14 protein-coding genes are annotated in these 16,526 nt (G+C 67.1%); 2 read left to right on the top strand and 12 right to left on the bottom strand.

The genetic code is table 11. The features are described 5' to 3' along the window. Window positions 1-4: 4 nt before the first annotated feature. From EP7_RS16985 to hemB, 8 genes are all read right to left on the bottom strand, one after another. Window positions 5-790, bottom strand: a complete 786-nt coding sequence (locus tag EP7_RS16985; RefSeq protein WP_463522799.1) for a class I SAM-dependent methyltransferase — start codon at window positions 788-790, stop codon at window positions 5-7. Beyond that, the gene (locus EP7_RS16980) at window positions 787-1,809 is read right to left on the bottom strand and encodes a methyltransferase domain-containing protein (RefSeq protein ID WP_463522797.1); all 1,023 of its coding nucleotides are present in this window, start codon (window positions 1,807-1,809) and stop codon (window positions 787-789) included. The genes EP7_RS16985 and EP7_RS16980 overlap by 4 nt, the downstream gene beginning before the upstream one ends. Before the next feature lie 48 nt (window positions 1,810-1,857). Then, window positions 1,858-2,628: a polysaccharide deacetylase family protein gene (locus EP7_RS16975; protein ID WP_463522795.1), complete on the bottom strand. Its 771-nt coding sequence runs from the start codon at window positions 2,626-2,628 to the stop codon at window positions 1,858-1,860. Continuing rightward, entirely contained in the window at window positions 2,625-3,725 is a 1,101-nt protein-coding gene (locus EP7_RS16970; protein ID WP_463522793.1) for a Gfo/Idh/MocA family protein, read from the bottom strand. The genes EP7_RS16975 and EP7_RS16970 overlap by 4 nt, the downstream gene beginning before the upstream one ends. A 64-nt stretch (window positions 3,726-3,789) precedes the next feature. Further along, window positions 3,790-4,956: a DUF362 domain-containing protein gene (locus tag EP7_RS16965; protein ID WP_463522791.1), complete on the bottom strand. Its 1,167-nt coding sequence runs from the start codon at window positions 4,954-4,956 to the stop codon at window positions 3,790-3,792. After that, window positions 4,881-6,098: a glycosyltransferase family 2 protein gene (locus EP7_RS16960; protein ID WP_463522789.1), complete on the bottom strand. Its 1,218-nt coding sequence runs from the start codon at window positions 6,096-6,098 to the stop codon at window positions 4,881-4,883. The genes EP7_RS16965 and EP7_RS16960 overlap by 76 nt, the downstream gene beginning before the upstream one ends. 267 nt (window positions 6,099-6,365) lie before the next feature. After that, the gene (gene hemL / locus EP7_RS16955; RefSeq protein WP_463522787.1) at window positions 6,366-7,691 is read right to left on the bottom strand and encodes a glutamate-1-semialdehyde 2,1-aminomutase; all 1,326 of its coding nucleotides are present in this window, start codon (window positions 7,689-7,691) and stop codon (window positions 6,366-6,368) included. 35 nt (window positions 7,692-7,726) lie between these two features. Next, on the bottom strand, window positions 7,727-8,734 hold the full coding sequence (gene hemB, locus EP7_RS16950) for a porphobilinogen synthase (protein WP_463522785.1): 1,008 nt from the start codon (window positions 8,732-8,734) through the stop codon (window positions 7,727-7,729). 190 nt (window positions 8,735-8,924) lie between these two features. Between hemB and EP7_RS16945 the strand changes: the two genes are divergently transcribed. Beyond that, a complete protein-coding gene (locus EP7_RS16945) occupies window positions 8,925-10,037 on the top strand; it encodes an SH3 domain-containing protein (RefSeq protein ID WP_463522783.1) in 1,113 nt (370 codons plus the stop codon). An 18-nt stretch (window positions 10,038-10,055) separates the two neighbouring features. On the opposite strand, the gene EP7_RS16940 is transcribed toward EP7_RS16945, so the two are convergent. From EP7_RS16940 to EP7_RS16925, 4 genes are all read right to left on the bottom strand, one after another. After that, window positions 10,056-11,393: a redoxin family protein gene (locus tag EP7_RS16940; RefSeq protein ID WP_463522781.1), complete on the bottom strand. Its 1,338-nt coding sequence runs from the start codon at window positions 11,391-11,393 to the stop codon at window positions 10,056-10,058. A gap of 91 nt (window positions 11,394-11,484) precedes the next feature. After that, window positions 11,485-12,699: a GTP cyclohydrolase II gene (gene ribA, locus EP7_RS16935; protein WP_463522779.1), complete on the bottom strand. Its 1,215-nt coding sequence runs from the start codon at window positions 12,697-12,699 to the stop codon at window positions 11,485-11,487. Window positions 12,700-12,841: 142 nt separating this feature from the next. Then, complete coding sequence (locus tag EP7_RS16930; protein ID WP_463522777.1) at window positions 12,842-14,077, bottom strand: hypothetical protein; 1,236 nt, start codon at window positions 14,075-14,077, stop codon at window positions 12,842-12,844. After that, entirely contained in the window at window positions 14,043-15,776 is a 1,734-nt protein-coding gene (locus tag EP7_RS16925; protein ID WP_463522775.1) for an MBOAT family O-acyltransferase, read from the bottom strand. The genes EP7_RS16930 and EP7_RS16925 overlap by 35 nt, the downstream gene beginning before the upstream one ends. Before the next feature lie 448 nt (window positions 15,777-16,224). Between EP7_RS16925 and EP7_RS16920 the strand changes: the two genes are divergently transcribed. Beyond that, complete coding sequence (locus tag EP7_RS16920) at window positions 16,225-16,524, top strand: type II toxin-antitoxin system Phd/YefM family antitoxin (protein WP_463522773.1); 300 nt, start codon at window positions 16,225-16,227, stop codon at window positions 16,522-16,524. Window positions 16,525-16,526: the final 2 nt, after the last annotated feature.

Here is a 16,526-nt window from a genome sequence, read left to right as displayed (position 1 = left end):
GGCGTCAACCTCCCTCGCGTGTGGCCAGGACCATCGTGCTATGCCCGTAAGGGAGCGGCACGCCCGCCCTGCCCGCCACCCATGCCTCGGCCGTCGAGACCGCACCCATGATGCGGTTGACTGCCGGCGATGGGACCCGGATGCAGAGGCCGCCCCCCTCCGGTTTCGAGGCGTTGACCTGCCTCGGTCGTGACCCGAGCCGCCCTCGCACCTCCTCGGCCATCGCCGGAAGACAGTTGGCGCGGCTGGCACGACGAATCTTCAACCCTGCGTCGCTGAGCACCCCGACGAGGTGCCGCAGGCCCAGGGCACGCACCCCCTCGCCCCGATAGGCACGCCGGCTGAGCGCATTGGACCGGACCAGCGCCAGGCCACCAGGCCGGAGGACCCGGTGCAGCTCCGAAGCGGCCCTCGCATCGTCGTCCTCGGGCAGGTGCTGCATCACGTCGAGGCAGGCGACCAGGTCGAACGAGGCATCCTCGAATGGGAGTTCAAGGGCCGAGCCCAGGATGAGCGGCCCGTCGTGGCGGCGCCGGGCCCGGTCGAGTGCCGCCTCGCTCGGATCGAGGCCGATGATCTCGCCGATCCGATAGCGATCGGCGAGGCGGATCGCAGTCCCCCCTGCCCCGCAGCCGACATCAAGGGCGCGGGCGAGGTGGGTCTCGCCGATGGCCGCGTCGAGCCAATGCGACGCGAGGCGCCACATGCCGCGAGACCACCAGTGCTCGGCCTCAACTTGCGCCAGACGATCGAAATAGGCGGGCTCGTCGATACTCAGGCCGATGCTCATGAAGCCACCCCCGAAAGTTGCCAGAGCGGGCCCAGGCCTAGCCACGCGGATCGAATGACCGGCACCCGAGTCCATGCCGAGGTGAGGCGGATGGCTAGCCGCTGGCGAGGCGATCGGGCCCACGACTCGGGGATGTCCACCGGCCCGACCATCAGGTTCGAGAACCCGGCCTCGTCGGCAAGCGTCCTCGACTCGGCCGGAGTAAGACAGTTCGGTAGCCAGATGTCACCGCGACGGAGCCGTACGTATCGCTCGGCCCAGGACCGCGGCATCCAGCCGACACCGACCAGAAAGACGTGGGGATCGCGGCCCAGGAAGTGACGGTTGGGCGACCAGACCAGCAGCCGGCCCCCGGGCTTCAGGACGCGTCGCCACTCGCAGAGCGATGCAAGGGCGTCATCGGTATGTTCCAGGACGCTGTCCGCCACCACCGCATCGAAGGTGGCGTCGGGCCAGGGGAGCCGATCGGCGGACGCCGCGACCAGGGAGGCCGTCCCTCCACGATCAGCCAGGCGACGCCTCGCCATGACCAGCCAACGAAGGCCGATGTCCACGCCGACCGCATCGAGTCCCCTGTCCCGACAGGCCGAAAGGAATCCGCCGCTTCCGCATCCGACCTCGAGGATCTGGCCCCGTTTCGGGAGCAAGCCCGCGAGCGTCGCGCCGCGGCGTTCGGCCCCTTCGATGTGCGAGGAGAACCCGGCGCGACGGCGTGCGTCCACGTCGGCGGTCATCGCGTAATAGGCCGAGACCATCGATCCAAGATCGCCAGTAGATTCACCGGCGGCGAGACGCAGGGCCTTCGCTCGCTCTTCGTCCAGGCTGAGATACCGATCGTTGGCGAGGCGCATGTCTGGGATGCCAGCGATGTCCGGATAAACGTGACTGCACGCCTCGCATTCGTGACCGCCGCCATGCGAGAGAAGCTCGCCACGGCAGACGACGCAGGCCAGCCCGAGCGCCCTTGACGGAGCGATCGCCCGGGTCGCGACGGCCGATTCTGCGATCAAGGTCGACAAGGTTGCGGTCCTTTCGCCGGGCGTATCAGGGTGAGAATCCGCGAGGAATCAGTCCGGTCGGCTAACGAGACAAGCTCGGGCGGCCCGGACGACCCATCGAAGGCGGAGGCGGCCTGCGAGCGAACCTTCAAGCAGGGAACGCAGGGCGGCCGGGGTCCGCAAGTCGTAGGCGTCGACACGAGGAAGGTGGGCCGGGTGATCCGCGAGGCATGCCAGGCCTGGACAGGTGCCGAGGCCGCCATCGAAGAGCGTGCGGACCTGCGAGCGAACCCCGGCGGACGTGTCGCCGTAGGGGTAAGCGAAGAGCGAGCAGGCACGGCCCGTGCGCTGCTCGATCGCGTCCTGAGACCCGCGAAGTTCGTCGGCAACCGTTGCGTCGTCGAGTCGACCAAGACGCCTGTGAGTCCGACCGTGGGCACCCAGACGGAGGCCTGAACGGTCAAGGTCCAGCAGTTCAGGCCAGGAAAGGAGCCGCTCCTGAGGAACCCAACCGGGCTGACCGGGCCAGTCATTCTCTTGCCCGACGCGGTCGGTGACGACGAAGACGGTCGCGGTGAAGCCGTGATGCACGACCCGCTCCGCGACGTCCAGGATCGAGGCCAGGCCGTCGTCGAACGTCAGGGCGAACCCTCGGTCGACGGCCGGCCGTCCGGCCCGGATCCAGGCTTCCAGATCGACGCAGTGGAAGCCTTCGCCGGCGAGCGCGTCGAGGGTCTCGACGAACCATTCGGGATCGGCCGTGGTGGCGGCGTGACCGAGCCCGAAGCCGTGATACGTGAGGATGGGGAGCGGCCCGAATGCCGCGACCTTGGTCGTCATGCGACGCGCTCCTTGGGGGCGTCCTCGCGGACGAGGATCTCGGGGGCATCGCGCCAGGGGGCGATGAACTCTTCTTCGCCTGTCCGATCCGACTCATAAACGGCCGCCACCATCTCGGCGGCCCGCACGCCATCCCAGCCGGTCGCGGCCGGCCCCGGCAAGCCGGTCGCCAGGCCTTCGACGAACGATTCCAGCTCAAGGACAAGGCTCGACTCGCAGCCGTGACGCCAGCGATAAGCCTTCTCCGCCAGCCGCTCCGAGACGTATCGCCGGCGAATCGCCTTGCCCGACCGCACGCGACCGGTGAGCAACCAGGGGGCGGTCTCGACGCGCAGGTGCCCCTGCGTTCCGCGGATCTCCAGCGTGAGGTAGCCCTCGGGCTGGCTCCAACTCGAGTGCAGCTCGCCGACGCCGAGGTCATGGTTGCGGAAGAGGGCGAATGCCTCGGTCTCGCACCCTTCGGGCAGGTGCAGGCCCTGCTGAACGTAGCCCTTCACCGCAACGACTTCCGTCAGCAGGTGCCTGATCAGGTCACAGGCGTGGGGGCCGTTGTCGGCCAGCGTGCCTCCGCCGGAAATGCGCGGGTCGGAGTGCCATCCGGAGAGGAATTCGGCGGTCGCAGAATGGCCGATCGTGGCGCGTACCGAGTCGACCCGGCCCAGGGCACCGGACCGGATCAGGTCCAGCGCGTCGCTGATCGGCTTGTAGAACCGGTGATTCAGGCCGGTGGCGAGCCGAAGGCCGGCGGCATCGGCTTGATACGCGAGGGCGCGGGCGTCTTCGGGGCTCGTCGCGAGCGGCTTCTCGCAGAGGACGTGTTTCCCGGCCGAGAGCGCGGCGTGCACGGCCTGGGCGTGATCGGAGTGAGGCGTGGCGACGATGACCAGATCGACGCCGGGCATCGCCAGGCCCGTCGCCATGTCGGGCAACGTGCAGACCGCGTGGCGTGCGGCCACGGCGCGGGCCCTGGCCTCGTCGGGGTCGAGCACCGCGACGAGTTTCATCCCGCGAGCCGCGGCGACCGCGGCTGTCCTCAGGGAGCCCAGGAAACCAACGCCCACCACCAGCACGCCCAGATCCCGATTGCCGGCATCCATGCCAGGCCCTCCCGAGTTGTTCCGCATCAGGATGCGGAGAACCATCGTTCGTCGAGCTTCCGTCTCAGGCGTCCGATTCCTTCGGACGACCGGCTAGCGTGCGAGACCCAGACGCGTGCGGGCCCCGGAGAGCGGGTCCGGCGGCCCCGACGGGGCGCCCCACGACGCTCGAAACATGCCGCTGAATGACGTGCGTCGAATGCGGCACGCACTTGCGAATTACCGTCGCCAGGCGATCGCCGACGATCTCGATGGCGTCGAGCCGTGCCACACCCAACCCTGCGGCGTCGGCGTCCCGCAGGTAGCCGATCTCCATGGGATCGAAGCCCATCGAGGCGGCGACGACGGCGTCCACGGCAACCGGATCGGCCCCGGCCGCGGCGATCCCCAACCGGATCGGGGTGCCGTGCCTCGGTCCTTCCCGGTGCATGCCCACGAAGGCGTCGATCACTCCGAAGTGGGGTCGGACGAGGTGATTGAGGGCGACGAGATTGGCCTGCATCGCCGCGACCGACTTGAGGAAATGCCGCTCCGACCCGTTCAGGCGGGTGTGCCCGTCGATCGAGTCAAGCCGCCTGGCCGCGTGGACCAGGTTACGACCCCGGCCCATCGTGCGAGTGGCCAGATTGACGAGGAGATCGTCTCGCTTGAGCCAGTTGACGATGTGCCGTTTCCAACCCTTCGTGCCGTTCTGGCCGGCCGGGTAGCCGTGCATCATCACGCGGTCGGCCGGGTGGATGCTGGAAAGCATATTCTTGAGCGTCATCGTCAGGGGGACGATCATGTGGGTCTTGGCCAGCGCGAGCGAGACGCGACAGGATGACCCCGCGATCGTCCGCGAGACGCGGGCCCGCAGCGTCCGGCCGTCCACCCCGACCAGGTCGAGCATCTCCCAGGCATCTTCATCCCGGTTGATGTCGAAATAAGAGACGGGCCGGCCGGCCGTCTCGCGCAGGTATCCCATGCGTTCGAAGCCCGCGGCCGCGTCGCTGGCCCCTTCGGCGACGGTGACTCGTTGCGACCCCGCGGCGAACAGGGCGTCGAGGGTGGCCGACAGGGCATCGGCGTGGGTCGACGGGCCCTGCCTCGAGTGGCTGACGAGATTCGGCTTCAGCAGAACTTCGGGCGAGGCTACGCGGCGCAGGTCGTCGGAAACTAGCGTGAGGGCCTGCGCGATCGCGCCTCGTCGATTATCGGATCGGACGAGCGCGACTCTCGGTTTCGCGTCCATGGTGCGGCCGGCCTCCGTGCCTTGGCGGCGTGCGGGCGACGCATCGTTGCGCCGGCCGCCTCCCCCCGTTCCGTCGCCCCATCCTGGGCCTTCGCCGCCTCGCGAGGGCCGAGGCCGAGATGCCAGATCGCCTCGGCGATCACGACCGACAAGGCGCAGCAGACGAAGTAGACGTAATGTAGCGGCAAGGCCCGAAGTGCAAAACCCCAACCGCCACGGCGGGCCAGGAAACGATAGAAGTCCCGATTCAGCCAGGCATTGAGCCCCACGCATCCGGCCGCGACCGCCGCTGCGCCGGGAATCCAGAAGGAAGTCGGGACTAGCATGATCGCGAGCACGGCCAGCGCCACGCTGAGCTTCTGCGACGACTTGACATTCAGATCCGTCTCAGGGATCCGCTCTCGCTTCATCAGCAAGAGCCAGGGGACGCCCCGGCAGACGATGTCGGTGCGCACGACGTTGGCCAGCGTCCAGCGCTTCAGGTGAGTGGCCAGGACGTCGCGGGCCAGGACAATCTTCTGCTTGGCCCGGGTCAGACGATAGCCGAGCTCGATGTCCTCGATCGCGGGACGACGATAGAGGCGGGGGTCGAATCCGCCAACGCCGAGGAAGGAGGAGCGGCGGATGGCGCCGCAGCCGGTCCAGAACGTCCGGGCGGGTCGTGTGTCGTCGACAAACTCGCCCGACTGATGGACATAATGGTGCAAGAGGTTGCGGAATCGGCTGACGAGCCCCGGGTCGGCGGGCGTATCGTCGTAGGAGCCGAAGAGGGCGGCCAAGCCGGGATCGGCGTCGAAGCGGGCGATGGCGCGGGCGAGCGTGTCGGGGTGGACCACGACGTCGGCGTCGAGGAAAAAGACGATCGGTGCGGAGGCGACGTGGGCCCCGTCATTGCGGGCCAGCGCAGGGCCACCCGGGCGGTCGCGACGGAGGACCCGCGCGCCGAAGGAGGCGGCGAGCGACGCAGAGGCGTCGGTCGAGCCATCGTCGACGACGATCAGTTCGTAATCTGTCCGGGTTGATGTGCCGAGGCCCCGGAGGCAGCGTCCCAGGTCGTCTCCCCCGTTATAAACGGGGATGACGATGGTGAGCGCGTGCCTCCGAGGCCCCAAGCTCGCCGGATCGGCGGGGAACTCATCCATGAACCACCCTCGCCGTCAAGCAGGCACGCGCCGGTATGCATCCCCATCCTTGGGGTCGCCCGAACGCGTGCCGGGACCGTTGCTGGTGCACGGCCGCCCTTCAATTCTGCTGCGTGGCAAGGTGTGTCGTCGTCGAGTCTGAGGCGGCCGGACCATCAATGGTCGCGACGTGCGGCGGGACAGTATCCATCATGCCCGCCGGTGTCAATCAGAAATGCCCGCGTGCCTTCCCGCATCGCCGAGACGAGCGGGAAGGCCGAGGCCGGGTCAGCCGACGCTCACCTTGAGCGCCTCGGCCGCGGCCTTGATGGTATGGTCGATGTCGGCCTCGGTGTGGGCCGACGAGACGAAGGCGGCCTCGAATTGGCTGCACGGCAGGTAGACGCCCCGGGCGAGCATCTCCCAGAAGAAGCGGGCGAAGAGCTTCGTATCGCTGCGCTTGGCGTCCTCGTAGTTCTCGACAGGGCCGTCATGGAAGAAGAGCGTGAGCATGCTCCCGACCCGCTGGACGACGTGCGGCACCCTGGCATCGAACGCCGCGCGGTGCAGCCCCTCTTCCAGCCTGCGCGAGAGCGTCTCGAGCCGTTCGTAGTGCGTCCCTTCGTTCAGCTCCTCCAAAGTCGCCAGCCCCGCGGCCATGGCAAGCGGATTGCCCGAAAGGGTCCCGGCCTGATAGATCGGCCCGGCCGGAGAAACAAAATCCATGATCGAGCCGGCCGCGCCATACGCCGCCGCGGGAAGCCCGCCGCCGATGATCTTGCCCAACCCGGTCATGTCGGGCGTCACGCCGTAACGCTCCTGGGCGCCGCCATAAGCGAGGCGGAAGCCGGTCATCACCTCATCGAAGAACAGCAGCGCCCCATCCTTGCGGGTCAGGTCGCGGAGGCTCTCAAGGTACCCCGACTTCGGTGGGACGAGCCCCATGTTGCCGGCGACTGGCTCCAGCAAGACCGCGGCGATTTGCCCAGGATAGCGGGCGAAAGCCTCGGCGACCGCCTTCGAGTCGTTGAACGGGCAGAGGATCGTGTCGGCCACGGCACCGGCCGTGACACCCGGGCTGTTGGGGGTGCCGAGCGTGGTGGCCGCCGATCCGGCCGCGACGAGCAGGGCGTCGACGTGCCCGTGATAATGGCCGGTCATCTTGATGATCTTGTCACGGCCGGTGACGCCGCGCGCCACGCGCACGGCCGACATCGACGCCTCGGTGCCCGAGGATACGAAACGAACCTTCTCGATCGACGGCACGGCGGCGATCACCGCCTCGGCGATGTCCACCTCGCGCGTGGTCGGTGCGCCGAAGGTCGTCCCCTGGTCGAGTGCGGCCTCGATCGCGGCGCGGACCCGGGGGTGGCCGTGGCCGAGGATCATCGGGCCCCACGAGCCGATGTAATCGATGTAGGTGTGGCCGTCGATGTCGTGGAGATACTGCCCCGCGGCGCGAGCCATGAACGGGGGCTCGCCGCCGACGGCCCCGAAGGCCCTCGCCGGGCTATTCACTCCGCCGGGAATCGATCGATTCGCCCGGACAAACGCCTTGTGGCTGAGGGGCAGCTCATACGACGGGACGGACGAGGCGGGGGTGCTTGGAGTCATGGAACTCGCAGACTCAGGATGATGGAGAGGGGTCGTCACTCGCCCGCGCGGAGCCATCGGGCGGCATCCAGGGCGTGATACGTCAGGATCATGTCGGCACCGGCGCGCTTGAATCCGAGGAGCGTCTCCAGCACGACCCGGCGCTCGTCGATCCAGCCACGGGCGGCGGCGGCCTTCACCATGGCGTATTCGCCCGAGACGTTGTAGGCCGCGACGGGGACCTCAAACCGATCCTTGACCCGTCGGATGATATCCATGTACGCGAGCGCCGGCTTGACCATGACGAGGTCGGCCCCCTCGGCCAGGTCGATGGCCACCTCGCGCAGCGGCTCAAGGCCGTTGGCGGGGTCCATTTGATATCCCTTCCGGTCGCCGAAGGAGGGGGTGCTCTCGGCGGCGTCGCGGAAGGGGCCGTAATAGGCGCTGGCAAACTTGGCGGCGTAGGAAAGGATGGGAATGTGGGAGAAACCCGACTCATCGAGTCCCGCGCGGATCGCGCCGATCATCCCGTCCATCATCCCCGAGGGCGCCACCATGTCGGCACCGGCCCTGGCGTGGCTGACGGCCTGCCGAGCCAGAAGGGGCAGAGTCGCCGCGTTGTCCACGTCGATACGTCCGCCCCGATCCACCAGAGGCCCGCAATGGCCGTGGTCGGTGTATTCGCAGAAGCAGACGTCGGTGATCACCATCAGGTCGGGTGCCTGGAGCTTGATCCGGCGGATGGCCTGCTGGACGATCCCGTCGTCGAGCAAGGCCGACGAGCCGTCGGCGTCCTTGTGCTGCGGGATCCCGAACAGGACGACGGCCGGAATCTTGCAGTCGACGACCTCGGCGATCACCTCACTCATGCGGTCGAGCGAGAGCTGATATTGCCCCGGCATCGACGCAATCTCGCGCTTCAGGTTCGTGCCGTGATAGAGGAATAGTGGATAGATGAAATCGTCGGTCGAGAGGTGGTTCTCACGCACCAGGGCACGCATCTGGGCGTGGCCGCGGAGACGTCGGAGTTGGTGAGTGGGATAGCCTTGGGCGGGCTGGAACATTGCGGCGGGCCTCGGCAGTCGGGCGGCGGATTCGGGCCCTTCATTATCCCCGGACCCCCCTCCCGCGTCGAGGTCCTCGCATTGACGGCCTCCCGACGATCGGGTATTGCCCCGACCAGTACCGGCGACGGTCTGCGCCGCAAGAGACGGCGCGCCCCGGTCCGGCGGGTGCCCCCGGCGAAAGGCCCGAGTGCTGCCGACCCTGACGATCTGCGTGTTGACGGCGACGCTCGGCCTACTCCAGGTCGATGCGCCGATCCGGCGCGCCGATGTAAGCGTCGAAAATGCGGAGGTTTATGCCAGGCCCGACGCCACCGCGTTCGTCACCGCCCAGCTCGCTCGAGGGTCAGTCGTCGAGGTCCACCGCACGCTCGATGGCGGCTGGGTCGAGGTCACCCCTCCGGTCGGCTCGGTCGACTGGATCGACGAGGCCGACCTCGAAATTCTGGACGCCAACTGGGCCAGGGTCGAGGGAAAAGACACCACGGTTCGCTTTGGCAATGCCGAGGCAACAAGTCCCGGCCCGGTCCGATGCAAGCTTGGCGCCGGCACCGAACTCCGCCTGCTTGACCTCGATCCCCTGGCCACGAAGCAGGGAAAGAAGACGCGGACCTGGCGAGCCGTCTGGCCGACCGAGAACTCGACGGCCTATCTCAGGCTCGACGATCTCGGCCCGTTCCGACCGAACCGCCCTGCGTCGGGTACCGCCACGGAACCTCGCCAGGCCGACCCGTCGACGATCCGCGTGGGCCTGGAATCCGGCCCGGCGCGAGACGAGCTAGCAGACCTGGACCTGCAAGTGGCCGCGACCTTGCGCGATCCTGTCGAGACCTGGCGGTTCGCCACGATCCGTTCAAGGCTGATCGCCCTGCGCGATGCGGCCGACTCCGGCGGTCGAGTCGAGATCGAGCGCCGCCTGGACCGCTTGAGCAAGCTCGAGGCCTCGGCCCAATCGGCCCGATCATTCGTGGCCATCATACAGAAGAGTCGAGAACGTGACGCCAAGCTCAAGGTCGAGCGGGGCGAGCGAGACGAGGAAGAGACGGAGGCCGAGGAGGCGGAGCCATTCGCCGCGACCGGTCTGCTGCAAAGTTCGTCGAGGCTGATCGAGGGGCGCAAGGCGGCGGCTCTGATCGGCAAGAACGGCCGGGCCATCGCCTATCTCGATCTTCCCGTCGGCGTTGACTCCCAGAAGCTCATGGGAAGCCGGGTCGGAGTCCGAGGTGTGACCCGGTTTGACGAGAAACTCAAGGCCCGCGTGATCCACGTCTCCGAGTTGGAGACCCTGGGACGCGGGCTCTGAGTTGATCCCCTCAGCGTTTCAGTCGGCGGGCTTGTCGTCCTTGTTCGCCGCCTCGCCGGGCAGCGGCTTGCCGTCGAGAAGGGCGTCGATCTCGGCGGTCAGTTCTGATCGCTCGGTGTAGCCGATGTGCACGGCCCGGACGACACCTTTCGCGTCGAGCAGCACGAGCATCGGGATCGCATTGGCCTGGTAGGCCTTGCCGATCTCTCCGCCCGGGTCGATCGCCAACCGACCGACCGAGTTGCCCGTCAGGGTGATCTTCTTCTCCTTGAGCGTCTCTTCGATGAGGGTCCGCGCGGGGATCAGGTCCACGCCGTCGTTGTCGTCGACGCTCAAGGCGATCACCGCCAGCGGCTTCTCCGACTTGGCGTAGGCCTCGACCATCTTCTGGATCTCGGGTAGCTCCTTAAGGCAGGGTCCGCACCAGGTTGCCCAGAAGTCGATGAGCACCACCTTGCCGGCGAAGTCCTTTTTGGTCAGAGGCTTCGGCTTGCCGGGGGCGTCGATTGCCATCATGGTGAACTCGGGGGCCGGCTTGCCCACCAGGGAGCTCTGGGCTTCGGCGTCCCCGGGCTTGTCGGCGATCGCCTCCTGGAGCGAGGCGACTTTCTCGTAGCCGGCCGGAACTTTGAAGGCGAAGAGGTCGGCGGCGGGCGCCTTGGTCTCCACGGCTCCAGCGATCCAGATGCAGGAGTCGATCGAGACCTTGGTCCCTGGGACCGGGCCGTCACCTTCGGGCTTGGGGAACAGGACCTCGATCCGGCCGAGCAGCTTCGTCTCGGGATCGATCAGGAGCTTCAGGTCGGGGCCCTTCGACATGTCCAGCCGGACGACCTGGAACGACTTGCCCTCGACCTTCGCGTCGGCCTCGACGTTCCAGCCTTCGGCCAGGTCGCCGATCAGCTTCAAAGGGTCTTCGGACACCAGGAAGTTCAGGGTCAGGAGCGGCGGCAGGCCAACCGGTCCGCTGAACAGGGTGGCGGCCATCGGCCCGTCGATGAGCGAGTCGGTGGCGATGAGCTGGGGTGCCGGGCCGGCGATGTAGCGCTTCAGGGGGGTGACCGACGTCGTCAGGGTCGAGCCGTCGCTGTGCAGCTTGACCATGTCGGTGTCGACGCGAACCTTGTTCGGCCGGGCGAAGGCCAGGCTGGCGGCGGCCGTCTCGTTGCGCACCTTGCCGTCTATGGTGGCGATCAGCTCGATATGCCCCTGATCGGCATAGCCTTCCAGGGCGCGGTATGCCTTGGAGACCGCATCGAGCCTCCCCTTCGCCTCGGGCGATTTCTCTGGCTCGGCCCCCATCGATTGGGCCGACAGGCCCAGGATCAGCAGTCCGACGAGGCGGGAAGTTCGCATGGAAGGGTCTCGCGTGGCAGGTGGGAAAGCCCGCGGCGAGAGGTCCGCGGGCTCGGCGGGTTGGTTGGATCGGCGGCGGGGAGGGCGGGGCTCAGTCGAGCTCGGGGAGCAGGTGGCCCATCTTGCTTCGCTTGGCTTCCAGATAAGCCCGACGGTCGGGCTCGTCATGCGCGACGATCGGGACCTGGCCGACCACTTCCAGGCCGTGCCCGTGGATGACGAACGCGTCCATCTTCTTGGGGTTGTTCGTCAGCAGACGCACCTTCGAGAGCCCGAGATCCTGGAGGATTTGCAGGCCCACGCCGTAATCACGCTGGTCGGCGCGATGTCCGAGCGCCAGGTTGGCCTCGACGGTGTCCATCCCCTGATCCTGGAGGTGATACGCCCTGATCTTCTCGATCAGTCCGATCCCTCGCCCTTCCTGCGGCAGATAGATCAGGGCGCCCACGCCCTCCTCGGCGATCATGGCCATCGCCATGTGGAGCTGGTCGCCGCAATCGCACCGCAGCGAGTCGAGCAGGTCGCCGGTGAAGCAGGACGAGTGGATCCGGATGAGCGGAGCGGCCTTGGAGGCGAGGTCGCCGATGACGATGGCCACCGGCTCGTTGCCCGGCTCGTGCTCGATCCGGTAGCCGACGATCTTCCCTCGGCCGTATCGGGTCGGCAGCTCGGACTCGGCCGCGCGCTGGACGAGCTTCTCGCGGCGGCGGCGATAGCGGATCAGGAGCTCGATCGACAGGATCGGCAGGTTGAACTCGGCGGCGAGCGCGTGCAGTTTCGCTCGCTTGGCGACCTTGATGCCGTCGAGGATCTCGATGAGCACGCCGGCAGGGGTGAGCCCCGCCAACCTGGCCAGGTCCACCGTCGCCTCGGTGTGGCCGGCCCGGCGCAGGACGCCCCCCTCCTTGGCCACCAGCGGGAAGAGATGCCCGGGGCGGACCAGGTCGCTGGGCTTCGTCGCCGGGTCGATGATCGACCGGATCGTCAGGGCCCGTTCCTCGGCGCTGATCCCGGTCCGGCAGCTCGCGTGGTCCACCGGCACGGTGAACGGAGTCTTGTAAGGGGCGTTGTTGTGCTCGACCATCGGCCTCAGGTCGAGCCTGGCGGCCATCTCGGGCATGATCGGCATGCAAAGCTGCCCGCGCCCGTGGGTGATCATGAACTCGATCAGCTCGGGCGTCACGCGATCGGCCGCGGCGATGAAGTCTCCTTCGTCCTCGCGGTCTTCGTCGTCCACGACGATCACGCACCGCCCCTCTTCCAGGGCATTCAATGCGTCTTCGACCTTGGAGAATTCATGATCCATGCGACTGCCTCGGCGTCTGGCGGAGACTTCGGCGCCCCGCCCATCGATTATAGGCGAGGGAACCGGGCCAATCGAGCGGCCATCCGAATCGACCCCGTCGGCATCCGCGGGCTAGACCCTGCAAGGGAGGCCGGGCACCCGGCTAGTTTGCGCCCGGAGCGACCGGCGCAGGCTTACCGACCGCCGCCATTTCTTTCCGCACGACCTCAAGCAGGGCCGACGCGATCTTCCCGTAGGCCTCCTCGGTGAAGTGGCCGTCGGCGACGAAATTCCGGGGGTCGGTGTCCGGAGAAAGCGCGTGTGTGCTCACATAGGGGATCCGGTCGCGTTCAAGGGTCGCCGCCAGCGAGAGGTTCAGGTGATCGCGATAGCCTTTATCCTGGATCAGCAGGACGGCGGGGACCTTGCCGCGTCTCCTCGCCTCGGAGGCGAACTCGGCCACGATCCCCCTGAGCGTCACGAGGGCCGTAGAGCTGTCGACAAATCCGTCACGTCGATGAATTCGATCGGAACGCGAGGTCTGCCAACGCTGGGCGACTGCCCTGCGAATCATCCTGACCAGTGCGGAGGAGTCGCTGAAGTTATGCCGGAAGAGGAACGCGTTGTAGAACTCGTCGGTCTGGCTGAGCTGGCCCAGGTACGCATCCCAGGCCGCCGGGTCGTCGAGCCGGGATCGTAAGTCGTCGAGACTCCTCACCATCGGCCATTCGGCGACCGGGGCGCCGCCCGCCACGTCATATCGTGGATAGGTGAACGGGGCCGGCCCTTCGAACCGCCAGGTCATGCCATTGTTGGTGCCCAGGCCAACCACGCTCGACCCGAGGATGCCCAGGACGACGACCTCGGAGGGATCGTCGCGATCGGCCTCGAAGAGGGCGAACGAGTGGTTCGGGGGCGCGGCCGGGCCGGCGAGCATCCTGACGCGATACTCAGGCGCGATCCGCTCGAAGCTCCGGGCGATGTCGTTGGAGAACGACATACCGTAGAAAGAGACAGTCGGCCTGCCACCTCCCTTGCCCGGCTCGACCCGATTGCGGACCACTTCGCGTTCGACCCAGCCCGCGGTCATCAGCGGGGAGCCGGCCTCGTCGGTGGGGCGGACGTCGCGGCGGATCTTCGACTCGATCGACCACCCATAGTTGAAATAGGCCTGGAGCGAGTTGCCAGCACCGGCCCTGGGGTCGGTTGGCCTGCGAAACAGGACGTTGATCGCCGCATCGGCGCCGGCGAGGGCCAGGAGGAACCAGGCCGCGACGATCAGGGCATCGCGCCAATCGTTCCCGCCGCCCGTCCCATCCGCCCGTCCAGCCTCGTCGCCGGTGGGGACACCGCTGCCCGCCGGATCAGAACTGGAAGTAGATGAATTGAGCGGCCTCATTGGAGAACCCCATGGCCAGGACGATCGTGATCAACGCATAAAGGACGCCGCGGACGGGTCGGGGCCAGCTCCGATAGAACGTGCGCGTGCCCGCGAGATATTCCAGCCCCTCGAACGCGAGCAGGACGAGCAATCCCGCCTGGGCCGACAACGTGGGCTTGCCGATCGACAGCCCCATCTGGCCGACGTTACGGAATAGGATCCCCGTATACCGCACGACCTGGTCGAGCGACGAGGCGCGGAACAGGAGCCAGCCGTAGCAGGTGAACGCGAAGAAGACCGCGATGGACAGCCCGAAGGTGAACGGATTTCGCCGCCAGCCATCCTCGGGGACGGGCCCGGTATGGGTCGGTGGGACCGACCCGGCGATCCCGGGCGCGAGCAGCCTGTAGCCGCAGAGCAAGGCCCCTTGATAGAAGCCCCAAAGCACATAATTCCAGGCGGCCCCGTGCCAGAGACCGCCCAGGATCATCGTGAGCATCAGGTTCCTGTACGTACGCCCGACTCCCCTGCGATTTCCCCCCAGGGGGATGTACAGATAGTCCCTCAGCCACGACGAGAGGCTGATATGCCAGCGCTGCCAGAACTCGCCCGGGCTGCGGGACACATACGGGAGGTTGAAGTTGTACAGGAGGTCGATGCCCAGGACCTTGCCGACCCCGCGGGCGATGTCGGTGTAGCCGGAGAAGTCGCAGTAGATCTGGAACGTGAAGTACAGGGTCGCCAGGACGATGTCGGCCCAGGAGGGCGTCGAGGTCGAGTTGAAGACCGAGTTGACCGCGGGGGCCAGACCGTCGGCGACGGCGACCTTCTTCATCAGGCCGAAGAGGATGAGGAACAGGCCTCGCGTCGTCTGGTCGACGGTCAGGACCCGGGGCCGCATCAGCTTGGGCATCATATGCCCGGCGCGCTCGATCGGCCCCGCGACGAGGACCGGGAAGAACATCACGAACAGGGCGTAATCTTCCAGACGCTCGACGGCCTCGGTCCGGCGATAGTAGACGTCGATCGTGTAGCTGAGTGACTGGAAGGTGTAGAACGAGATGCCGGCGGGCAGGATGATGTCCAGGTGCCAGGTCGACGCCGACCCGCCCAGGGCCTCGACGAGCCGGCCCGCGCTGTCGATGAAGAAGTTGAAGTACTTGAAGAAGCCCAGGAACACCAGGTTCGACACCACCGTCATCACCAGGCTGAACCGGCGTCGAGCCGTCTCGGGCATGCGTGCAAGCGGACGATACGCGGCGTTGGCCAGGGCCACCGCGATGATCGTCCCCAGCAAGACCGACCAGCCGAGCTGGTCGGGCGTGAGGAGCTGACCGAAGTCCACGGTCGCCCGCCCCATCGGGGTGGAGACGCCCCACAGTTCGGGGACTGACGCGGGGCCGACCACGGCCGGTCGGTCGAACTGGATCGCCCCCCAGCGAGGGAGGACGAACGCGACGGCCGCCAGGATCAGGCACGCCGAGACGGCCAGTCGGTCTCGGAGCGGAATTCGACCCGGCCCCAGCAAGAGCCCGCAGCAAAAGTCGAGACCAGTGGATAGCACGACCAGGTACAGAAACCTGACGTCCCACCAGCCGTAAAAAATGTAGCTCGAGAACAGCAGCAGGCGATTTTGCGAGCGGACGTCCGTGATCAGGCGATAGAGCGCGTAGAAGATCGCGAAGAAGACGAGAAAGTCGACCGAATTGAAGAGCAAGGCCCAACTCCTGGATCCAGAGGAGAACCGGGACGCCATGCCTGAGCCGTTGCGCTTCAGGAGAAGGCCGCGAGGCCGATTAACATAACATCCTTCTCCTTACAAGGAAAGCGGCCGAGACCGACCGGTGACTCGAGAGCCGCCGCCAACCTGCGTGGCGTCAGGGCAACTTGAAATCTGCCGAGTCTCCGTTAGAATACGCCATGTCGCGAAAGATTCGGACGGACCTGCGCAGCTGGGCGACAGAGCCTCGATTCCGAAGCTCACCCTTCGAGCGGTCAACGCCTTCCGAAGCGGTTCGCGGCCCTTGATCGATCGTGATCACGGCTCGTCATCGCCATTCGGCCGGTCTCCGACCGCGTTCCTCGACGTCACGTCCGACTCCCGTCGTCACGTCCGACCTCCGGACCACGCGGACAACCTCTCTCGAGCCTGGAGATCCGGTCCCATGCCGGACAAGACGAATGACTCGCCGGTGCGCATCATCGGCAGTCGCGAACTGCACCAGAATCTGCCCAATATCCTCCGCGAGCTTGAGCGAGGTGACGTCCGTTACGTGCTGACGGTCCACGGCAAGCCCAGGGCGGTGCTCGTCGGTGCCGACGCGTATCTGAATATGGTCACCGAGAACAAGAGTTCGAGCGAAGCCCTCGTCGGCCTCCAGCTCAGCGCCTTGCTCGGCAATGCCATGCCCACCCAGGTCTCGCTGGATGACCTAGAGCGGGCGCTCGAGCCCAAGCCGAAATGAGT

Source organism: Isosphaeraceae bacterium EP7, from assembly GCA_038400315.1.
In the GTDB taxonomy this organism is placed as follows: Bacteria; Planctomycetota; Planctomycetia; order Isosphaerales; family Isosphaeraceae; genus EP7.
This window is presented reverse-complemented; position numbering and strand designations above follow the sequence as displayed.